Origin of the sequence: Microcystis sp. M31BS1, assembly GCF_020245285.1 — a bacterium.
GTDB lineage: Bacteria > Cyanobacteriota > Cyanobacteriia > Cyanobacteriales > Microcystaceae > Microcystis > Microcystis panniformis.
The window spans coordinates 1-9,473 of the sequence record NZ_JADBVE010000272.1 but is presented as its reverse complement, the minus strand read 5'-3'; the positions used below and the strand labels follow the sequence as shown (position 1 = coordinate 9,473).

Genomic DNA, 9,473 nt, shown 5'->3' with positions numbered 1-9,473 from the left:
CAGCGAATTGAGGAGGTAAAATGTTTTCTTGAGGAAGGGGGACGTGGACGCCGCTATCTCTTGTTGTGAAGGATGGTCAGAGCCGCAAGTTGAGAATTTTATTACTTATTTAAACAAGCATAAACATCGAATTGTCAATTATGGTTATTTGCAGGCAGAGGGGATTTCCATTGGCTCTGGCTCCGTCGAATCAAAAATTAAACAAATTGCTCATCGTCTTAAAATTACTGGTGCAAGTTGGCAATCTTGTAATGTACCGCAAGTCCTTCGTCATCGCTGTGCTTATCTAAATGGTTGCCTTTTTTAACTTTTTTATTGATCTCATTAAGCATTTCTACTTATTGCAAAGGTGAGATGCTCCCGATTTATATTACCTCGTTCCCCATCTCTTTTGCCAAAAATAATTTCCCCTACATATCTTTATTTTTGCTCTAGTTAATTTTTGGTGATTGCTATCAGATTACAACATCTGCTCGAAAACTTGACAGACACGGGGTTGAAAGCGCTGACGGTGTTTTATTTTTAAAAAAGGGCGCGTAAATTCGAGATAGCGAGGGGATAAACCGGAAGTATCGATGACTCGAATCGATCGCAATGTGCCTAATTCTAATTCCTTTTGAACCATCAATTCGGAAATCCCGGCAGCTGCCGAACTATTCTCGATGATTGCCTTCACCATTTCTCCCGTATTTAACAGCAAAGTCACCTTTAATGTGCGTAAATCGATGCCCCAATTCTGTAACGCTTCCTCGAATCTTTGTTGAGTTCCCGATCCCGATTCTCGCATTACCCAAGGGGTTTCCACTAATTCCGGCAATTCGATCGCTTCTCTTTTATACCAGGGATGAGAACGTCCGACAATAATTAATAGGCGATCGCTGCCGACGATCTCCTGTTCTAAACAATGTGTTAAATCACTCTTGACTTCTCCCTCGATTAATGCTAGGTCAAAACGTCCGTTAGCCGTACCCAGACAGATTTCTTCCGTATTAGCTAGGGTGCAGTTGATCTTAATTGCCGGATAGCGCTCCTGAAAATCGCTAATTTTTGCCGGGAGCCAATAGTTACCAATAGTCAAACTCGACCCTAATTGTAGTTCTCCCCGTTGCAAGTCGTTGAATTCCGCTAATCCCCTTTCTGTCAAAGTCACCTGGGTAAGAATGCGTTGCGCTTCTAATTGCAATAAACGTCCTGTTTCCGTGATCTCGATGTGACGACCGACGCGATGGAATAATTTCACCCCGTATTCATTTTCTAGGGAGGCAATGGCGGCACTGACGGCCGGTTGGGTGATATATAAAGCTTCTGCTGCTTTGGTGAAGTGGAGATGTTCGGCAGTCGCGAGAAAGATTTCTAGTTGATCTAGGGTCATTCTGGCCATGGCAAGGGGTTTTTAGTCTCTATTGGTCTTTCCATCATTTTAATTTATTAAATCAACAAGAAAGAATATTTGATTTTATTAATGGCTCTTTCTAGAGTAGAAGTAGGGCGATCGAGACCAGAAGAGCCGATTCAGAAAAAAATCCTATGACTACCATGATTACTGCCATATCCACAGCAATAGCGGCCTTTATTGCCACCAATCTCGATGACATCCTGATTTTGACGATTCTTTTCGCCCAGGTCAATAAACTTTTTCGCCGTCGTCATATCGTTATCGGTCAGTATTTAGGCTTTATCCTGCTGATTTTGGCGAGTTTAACCGGCTTTTTCGGGAGTTTCTTGATTCCGGCTCAGTGGATTCGTTTTCTCGGTCTTTTGCCGGTGATTTTCGGGATTAGGAGTCTCTGGCAGCGAGAAGAAACCGAGACGGATAATAATCCCGAGGTGGTCGTAGGATCAGCAGCGTCTTCTCCTTTGGCGGCCTGGTTTTCTCCTCAAACCGGTGCTGTGGCGGCAATTACCATCGCCAATGGCAGCGATAATATCGGCATTTATCTGCCGCTGTTTGCTAGTAATACCTGGCAAAATTTAGTCACTATCGTCAGCGTTTTTCTGATCTTGGTGGGTGTTTGGTGTTTTACTGCTCATCAGTTGACTAAATTACCAGCGATCGCTAATTTAATTAGCAGTCACGGTAGCCACTTTGTCCCCTGTGTGCTGATCGGTTTGGGTGTGTTTATGATCAAGGAAAGTCTTCCCCTCGCTTTCTTGGCCCTATCCTTAAGCTATGGATGGGCGCTTTTCCAGCAACAAGCAAACCCTATTTAATTTCTGATTCAATACAAATACATTTAAAAATAGATTTTAGATTTTTTCCATACCATCTATAACTCAAGTGCCATAGAATAACATCATCTTCTCAAGCGGTCAACTTGAAACCGACCCCTAGTCATCTCGATCATGTTATTTTTTCTCAAATCACCAGTGACGGAAAGCAAGACCAGCATTAAACCGAAAAAAGTCAATCCCAATCGAGTCCGCGATCATCTGGCCAATGAACGCACCTATCTGTCTTGGATGCGAACAGCGATCGCATTAATGGGTTTTGGTATGGTTATCCTGCGTTTACGGGCCTTTCATCCTCCTCTAGTTCCCCGGCCCGGTTATGGCTGGAAATTAGGCTTAATGTTTGCTTTAGTGGGTTTATTGACCGTATTTTTGACCACGGCCCATTATTTTACAGTCAGACGAGATATAGATGAAGATACCTACGAACCAGCCGATCGATGGGTACTACTATTTAGTTTAGCGATCGTTATTCTCGGTGCGGGAATTATCTATTTTGTCGCCACCAGTCCCGATCTGTTGATGGGTAGTATGATCACTTTCGAGTGAACTTTGGGGATTAGGTGGGTTGCAGTAAGCGCCAACTGACCGTGACTAGAACCGTATAAAGCAGTATTTTTAGGGCATTTTTGGGGAAATATTCCGATAATCTTGCTCCCACTACTACCCCCGGTATCCCACCCAACCAGATGGGAAGTACCAGATTCCAATCGACTGTTCCTAACCCCAGATGACCGATGGAAGTACAGGTTAAGAGGATGGACGCTTGCGATAGATCTGTACCGACTAATTTGCGAGAATCAAGCTGAAAAAAGGTCATCAAGACCAATGCAAATAAGGAACCACTGGAAATACTGGTTAAACCGACCAAATAGCCTAAAACTGCCCCTAATATCGTTGTTTTTATCTGACCAGAGCGAGTGGTTAAATCTAATTTTGGCCAGGACCAAGGGGACAAATCGGGAAAAAATAAGGAGATTAGTAGTTCCAGGGCCGCTAGGACAGTCACGATCATCAAGACAAGACCGATGATAGGAGGCAACCATTGATCGAGATTGAGAGAGCTATTCTGCTGAAAATAGCGAAAACCGACTAATCCTAACAGAGAACCGGGTACACTGCCAATTACTAGCCATTTTACCACTTCTAACTCGATCGTTTGCTGTTGCCAGTGACGAACGGTGCCGACCACTTTCATCAACCCGGCCGCTACCACATCGGAACCCACTGCGGTGGTAGCGGGAACCTGAAATACAAAGATTAATAGGGGTGTAATCAAGGATGAACCGCCAATTCCCGTTAATCCCACGACAATTCCGATAAAAAAGCTAAATATTGTCAATAAAGAATAGTCCATTTTTGCCTCAGTTGTCTCTTTTCTCCGGTGTGTTTCTGGTGGTTAAGGGACAAAATTAGTTAATTAAGCCTTTAGAACCGACTAAAAGAGCAAAAAAGAGTATTAGTAAGCTTTTATCGCTGTTTAATCTTTTAGTCTCTGTTTATAACCAGTAATCTCCGAATCGAAACTTAATTTTCTTGCTATCTTGTAAAATGTAAGTGTATTTTAATACGATTGCGATTGAATCATGGTTAAAATACGGTCAAACCCTATACATTTTTTGCCAGAGGATTAACCACCGTGAGTATCATCATCGAGCAAGTATCGAAAAAATTTGGAACCTTTACTGCTTTAGACAACATCAACCTAGAGATCAAATCGAATCGTCTGGTGGCACTGCTGGGGCCGTCCGGTTCGGGAAAAACCACCCTCCTGAGAGCGATCGCAGGATTAGAACCTCCCGACACAGGCAAAATTATCATCAACGGCAAAGACACAACCAATTTAAATGTCAGAAAAAGGAACATTGGCTTTGTTTTTCAGCATTATGCGCTTTTTAAACACCTGACGGTGCGTCAGAATATCGCTTTCGGTTTAAAGATTCGCAAAGCTGCCCCGGACTACATTCAAAAACGAGTGGACAATCTCTTGAGTTTAATTCAATTGCAGGGATTAGGCGATCGCTATCCGGCCCAACTATCCGGGGGTCAACGTCAACGGGTTGCCCTGGCCCGGGCCTTAGCGGTGGAACCGGAAGTATTATTATTAGATGAGCCTTTTGGGGCCTTGGATGCCAAAGTTAGAAAAGAGCTAAGGGTTTGGTTGCGACAGTTACACGAGGAGGTCCATGTCACCAGTGTTTTTGTCACCCACGACCAGGAGGAAGCCATGGAAGTGGCCGACGAGATCGTAATTTTCAATGAGGGTAAAATCGAACAGGTGGGAACTCCCGATCAGGTGTACGATCATCCTGCCTCTGCTTTTGTGATGAGTTTTATCGGCCGGGTGAATGTTTTACCACCGACCTCGGCTGCACTCTTCGAGCAGCTTGGGGGGGGTACTAACGGAGTCAAGATTTTTATTCGTCCCCACGACCTAGAAATTCTCTCTTCTCCCAATGGGTCTAGCATTGCGGCAAAAGTCGAGCGCATTATCCATCTGGGTTGGGCCATCGATGTGGAATTAATTCTACCGGATCGCTCTCTCCTGATTGCCCATCTGAATCGAGAACAACTGGATCAACTGCATCTCCAAGTCGGGGAGCAAGTTTATGTTCGTCCTCGGGATGCTCGCGTTTTTGCTTAAAAGTAAACGTTCCAAAACTCGATTAAATTCTGTGGTGCGATATAGAGTTTTTCTCCTTGTCCCAATAATAGACTTGTCGCACCCACAGCATCGCCATACATGGTGTGATCAGGTTCCGCACAAAGTCACAGGCACTCATCGTCAAAGATACTATCGCGACTTACGGCATAGTCGGATAAAAGTGCGCTGCCTCGATCGTGACTACTTGCCCAATCCCGAAAAGCTTGCGCTCGTTCCGTCGGTGTTGCCGTCTCGTAAAAAGGTGTTTTTGGCTCTATCAGTTGTTTTAGCATTGTCTCCAAGAGAATTTCTACCTTTTCTGGTGATTGGTGACTAATTCTTGCCAAAATCTCGGCAATTGCCTTTAAATCTTGCTGATGGGCTTTTTTAAAGTCTAGCAGCATTTCCGCTCCCTCCCCATCTAGCGATCGCTGAGAAAAAGGAGTAATTTCCATAGATATTGCTCTCCTTGAAAACCGCTAAAACTTGATTCTGCCATAAAAACTTTTTTTAGAATAGATTGGGATCGACACCGATCGCCCCTTCACCGTCCGCATCTTGTAGGTTAGCACCGTCTAAACGAGCATTAGTGAGATTGGCCTTCTCTAAGTCAGCTTTTTGCAGATTGGCGTTGGTTAAGTTTGCTCCTTGCAGGTTAGCTTTTTCTAAATCTGCACCTAAGAGATTGGCCTTGCTTAAATCGGCTCCCGCTAGGAGAGTTTTGCCGAGGTCGGCTCCCCGGAGGTCAGTCCCTTTGAGATTAGCACCCTGTAGGTTAGTTCTTTCTAGATCCGCTTGACTGAGGTTTGCTCCTTCTAGATTGGCCGAGGACAAGTTTAAATCTTTGAGGCTAATTCCGTTAAAGTCACAACCGACACAGGCGTTAGTTGCCTGTAGTTTTTGCAGATTATCGGCGGCAGCTGGCTCGACCAGAGTAATTTTTGCCGGTGCGCCGCCAGTGGGGGTAACGGCCCTAGCGATGGCAGGGTGGAAGCAAGAAAAAACTGTGATTAGCAATAGACAGAAGGCTGTCAGTAGCTTCGGTTTCATCGTTTTTGATCTCCTTGAGTGATCTTTTTGAGTCTCTGTTTTCACTCTAGGCAATGGCTTTAATAAAAACAAATATTCTTTGTTTTCAAATCCATAAATTCCCTTTATGCAAAGCTGGGAAACCCCCTCGCCCTTTCATCACTTTTATTTATTAAAACGACAATTAAGAATATTTGCTTTTATGCTTGTCCCGTACCTAAGATGATAGTGTCCGGCCAAAATCCTAGTCAAGGAGAGCGTTTTCAGCAATCTCGCCATCGATCGCAAGCTCAAGAACTTGACCTTAGATTTATACCGACAAAAAAATAGTCAAGAATCCTAGCAGCAAATACCAAGACGCATCTACAACGTCAAAGGAGTAAAAATATAATTATATGTCCCCTCAAATTCTCGATATAGCTGAAAATCTCTCTCTAACCACTTGCGGCACTATTCTCACCCTGGCAGTCTTAGAAACCATTCTATCGGCCGATAATGCCGTCGCCCTGGCCGCTTTGGTGCGAGAACTTCCCGACCCCAGACAACAACGCCAGGCCTTAAACTGGGGATTGGCCGGGGCATTTGTGTTAAGAGTTGCCCTGTTAGTCAGTGCCAGTTGGACAGTTAAATTCTGGCAGGTGGAGGTACTGGGTGCTATTTATCTGCTCTGGTTAGCGGGTAAGCATTTTTGGCAGAAATTTTTGAATATAGAAATAGAAGACGAAAATTTTGCCCTTAATCTCGCCATAGAATCTTTTGGCCGTGTTATTGTTTTGATTGCTTTTACGGATCTGGCTTTTTCCCTCGATAGTGTGACAACAGCGATCGCCCTAGCCGATCGATTCTGGATTCTCCTGACTGGTGGTATTTTGGGAATGTTAGCCCTACGATTTTTAACCGGTTTATTTGTCAGGTGGTTAGCTGAGTTTGTTTACCTACAAGATGCGGCCTATCTGACGGTTTTAGCGGTAGGGGGAAGATTGTTATTAAAAGCTTGTCAACCAACCTATTTGCCGCCAGAGTGGATGGTATTGATGATGGTGGCGGCCTCCTTAAGTTGGGGCTTTTCTAGGCGTGTTGTGGTGGAATAAGTCTAGTAGCAAGGGATTTTCTCAATTTTTTAGGAGCGTGTCAACCGTTATACTCCGGGACGACGGGCGACTGTGACATAATTTGTGACTAGGTACGGTAACAGTCGCTAGTGAACCCCGTTAGCCTTGGAGACTTCCTTGCTAGACACCATTTCCACCCTATCCTCAAAACTAACAGCGATCGAATCCACGGGAAATCCTCTCCCGAAAGTTGCTACTTGTTCCTCTACCTGTCGTTACTGTCGGTTTTATAAGTTTCAGGGGAGAGGAAACGGCTATTGTCAACGCTTGGGAGTCCCGGTCCACAGTCATTGGCGCGCCTGTCCTTTGATTTGTCCACCTTTTGCCCCTTCTTGGGAAAGGTCGGAAAATGGGGAATTTTAAGTATTTATCTGGATTTTACTACCTGTATCGAGCAATTTTCTCCCCATCCCGCTCCCTGCGAGGATGGGGTTTTAATCGAAACCGATGCTTTCCACTCCACCGCTATCGGGACTGGTGGCGACAAAATAGAGAATTCCTGACCCTAGACAAGCGATCGCTATACTAAAGCAAATAATCCAGACTTGAGCGGGTTCGTAGCTATTACTATCGATCGCTCGCCGGATGAGAAAATACCGGCGCGTGGCGATGACAACGGTTAATAATCCCACCATAGCGAAGACAAAACCCAACAACCAACCTAGTCCTAGAGATGACGAAGATGCCGTCCGTAAACGCAAAATGACCAGACCAAAACCCATCAAAGCGATGGAGGCACGCATCCAAGACAGATAGGTGCGTTCGTTGGCCGAATGATCTCGCCAGTAATCAGGGTTAAATTTCTGCTTTGTCTTTCGGGATTTAAATAGCATAGAGGAGTTCCTCGCAGTGAAATTCAATAAAATCAAGTATTCTTTCTTCTGGTTTTAATAAATTGTTTTTATCATCTAGTTTTTCGCTTATCTTTAACCAATTCAAGGGACTTAAGCAGATTATCATCCATAAATAGGGGGAGTTTACCGTCCCATCTTTCGATCGCTTTGTTCTGTAAAACTTCTGGACTTAAGGAATCTTGGAGAATGCGATGAGCTTCCGCCTCTCCTTTAGCCAGATTGATTTTCACTTCCGATTCTTTCAGAGCTTTCAGCACCATAAAACCGGCTTTTTTGGCTTCCTGTTCGGCAATTTGTTTGGCTTCCACCGCATCGGTAAAGCGATCAGAAAAGTTGACATGAACCAAAGAAATATCATCGACACCGATATGATAATTTTTCAGTCTTTCGCTCAAACGAATATCTACTTCCCCTTTCACCTCCTCCCGTTTAGTAATTAATTCTTCGGCGGTATATTTAGCCATAACTGCCTTGAGAATTTCCTCCACTGCCGGATCGATTACTCGTTCAATGACAGCCGCTTCATCGCCAATTTGTTGAAAAATAGTATTAACTTCTGATGCTAAAATATGCCAATTCATGGCCACATCTGTGAATACTTCCTGTAGGTCTTTGGAGGAAGCTTCGGCCGCTATCTGTTGTTTTTGAATTCTCACACTTAGTTTTTTCACCGTGTTAACAACGGGAATAATCCCGTGAATACCCTCATTAAGTATTTTATCCTGTACTTGACCAAAAACCATTAAAACCCCTCTTTCTCCCGCATTGACAATCACGAAAGGATTAAAAATAATCGCCAAAATTAATAACAAAAAAAAGAGATTGCTTGGTCTAGCAAAAAGGCGGATTTTGAGCATTTTAATTGGTAATAGAGATAGTTTATGGGATGGGATTACAAATCAATAAAATGGCTGATTTTATCTATTTTAATAATTTTAGCAACTAGAAAATGAAGGTAAACTTGTCCTATATTATTTAGATGAAGTCAGATTTAGTCTCGTTATTTCTTTCCCTTCTGGCTGGCAAAATATCGGGAAATAATTGTCTATTTATAGTTACCATAGTCGCCGATTAAATGTTTTAGTGATCATGAATTAAAACGATTATCTCGTTAGTTTTAGTCAGAAAGTTGACCAGAAAAGCATTTATTTATCCAAGAAAGTAATCGGGGTTATCCAGAAGTAATTATAACAAAATTTTCCTTGTCTTAAATAGTACATTCTCAGTCCACCAGTCTAGCTGGTACTTTCTTTTATAGCAATTACCTTAACATAATCTAGTTTCGGCATAAAAGATATTTTGTATAAAGGATATCTCGATAAATTGACTCGCAAAAATGGCTATGGTAGAACCCTAAATACAGTAAACGGATAAGCCTACTGTACTTAGGGTTTGCTGAAAAAGTTTTTCGTGGGGGCAGGGTGTGGGGTGTGGGGTGTGGGGTGTAGGGTTTTACCGATTTTCAGGCTCTTCGGTTTGTGTTATGCAATGGACGGGGGTTATAAGGGATGGAACCCTTATATAGAAAGGCATTTAGCGATTTTTGTCAATTGTTTTTGCTCTAGAGCGAACTAATCAATTAAGTCTCTTGCCAGATAAGGATTT

General features: G+C 43.4%; 11 protein-coding genes and 1 pseudogene. 6 read left to right on the top strand and 6 right to left on the bottom strand.

Annotation, left to right across the window (positions count from 1 at the left end):
• Positions 1-307: pseudogene (locus tag IM509_RS15945) on the top strand (ISKra4 family transposase); the annotation flags it as partial.
• Positions 308-460: 153 nt separating this feature from the next.
• Here IM509_RS15945 and IM509_RS15940 read toward each other — a convergent pair.
• The gene (locus IM509_RS15940) at positions 461-1,381 is read right to left on the bottom strand and encodes a LysR substrate-binding domain-containing protein (RefSeq protein WP_072925332.1); all 921 of its coding nucleotides are present in this window, start codon (positions 1,379-1,381) and stop codon (positions 461-463) included.
• Between the two features lie 146 nt (positions 1,382-1,527).
• On the opposite strand from IM509_RS15940, the gene IM509_RS15935 reads away from it, so the two are divergent.
• Together IM509_RS15935 and IM509_RS15930 are read left to right on the top strand one after the other, a co-directional pair.
• Positions 1,528-2,211, top strand: a complete 684-nt coding sequence (locus tag IM509_RS15935) for a cadmium resistance transporter (RefSeq protein ID WP_185237244.1) — start codon at positions 1,528-1,530, stop codon at positions 2,209-2,211.
• A 132-nt stretch (positions 2,212-2,343) separates the two neighbouring features.
• A complete protein-coding gene (locus tag IM509_RS15930; protein ID WP_185237245.1) occupies positions 2,344-2,778 on the top strand; it encodes a YidH family protein in 435 nt (144 codons plus the stop codon).
• A 10-nt stretch (positions 2,779-2,788) separates the two neighbouring features.
• Here IM509_RS15930 and IM509_RS15925 read toward each other — a convergent pair whose 3' ends face one another.
• Positions 2,789-3,586 (bottom strand): sulfite exporter TauE/SafE family protein, encoded by a 798-nt coding sequence (locus IM509_RS15925; RefSeq protein ID WP_012267584.1) that lies wholly within the window; start codon positions 3,584-3,586, stop codon positions 2,789-2,791.
• 282 nt (positions 3,587-3,868) lie between these two features.
• Here IM509_RS15925 and IM509_RS15920 point away from each other — a divergent pair, with 282 nt between their 5' ends.
• The gene (locus IM509_RS15920) at positions 3,869-4,873 is read left to right on the top strand and encodes a sulfate/molybdate ABC transporter ATP-binding protein (protein WP_185237246.1); all 1,005 of its coding nucleotides are present in this window, start codon (positions 3,869-3,871) and stop codon (positions 4,871-4,873) included.
• A 125-nt stretch (positions 4,874-4,998) separates the two neighbouring features.
• Here IM509_RS15920 and IM509_RS15915 read toward each other — a convergent pair whose 3' ends face one another.
• Entirely contained in the window at positions 4,999-5,328 is a 330-nt protein-coding gene (locus tag IM509_RS15915; protein WP_002782487.1) for a hypothetical protein, read from the bottom strand.
• A 55-nt stretch (positions 5,329-5,383) separates the two neighbouring features.
• Positions 5,384-5,923: a pentapeptide repeat-containing protein gene (locus tag IM509_RS15910; protein ID WP_185237247.1), complete on the bottom strand. Its 540-nt coding sequence runs from the start codon at positions 5,921-5,923 to the stop codon at positions 5,384-5,386.
• Positions 5,924-6,297: 374 nt separating this feature from the next.
• On the opposite strand from IM509_RS15910, the gene IM509_RS15905 reads away from it, so the two are divergent.
• Positions 6,298-6,993: a TerC family protein gene (locus IM509_RS15905; protein ID WP_185237248.1), complete on the top strand. Its 696-nt coding sequence runs from the start codon at positions 6,298-6,300 to the stop codon at positions 6,991-6,993.
• A 138-nt stretch (positions 6,994-7,131) separates the two neighbouring features.
• Positions 7,132-7,377, top strand: coding sequence for a hypothetical protein (locus tag IM509_RS15900; protein ID WP_242034474.1), 246 nt, complete (start codon positions 7,132-7,134; stop codon positions 7,375-7,377).
• Positions 7,378-7,448: 71 nt separating this feature from the next.
• Here IM509_RS15900 and IM509_RS15895 read toward each other — a convergent pair whose 3' ends face one another.
• Complete coding sequence (locus IM509_RS15895) at positions 7,449-7,847, bottom strand: YidH family protein (RefSeq protein ID WP_185237249.1); 399 nt, start codon at positions 7,845-7,847, stop codon at positions 7,449-7,451.
• A 71-nt stretch (positions 7,848-7,918) separates the two neighbouring features.
• A complete protein-coding gene (locus IM509_RS15890) occupies positions 7,919-8,725 on the bottom strand; it encodes a prohibitin family protein (RefSeq protein ID WP_185237250.1) in 807 nt (268 codons plus the stop codon).
• Positions 8,726-9,473: the final 748 nt, after the last annotated feature.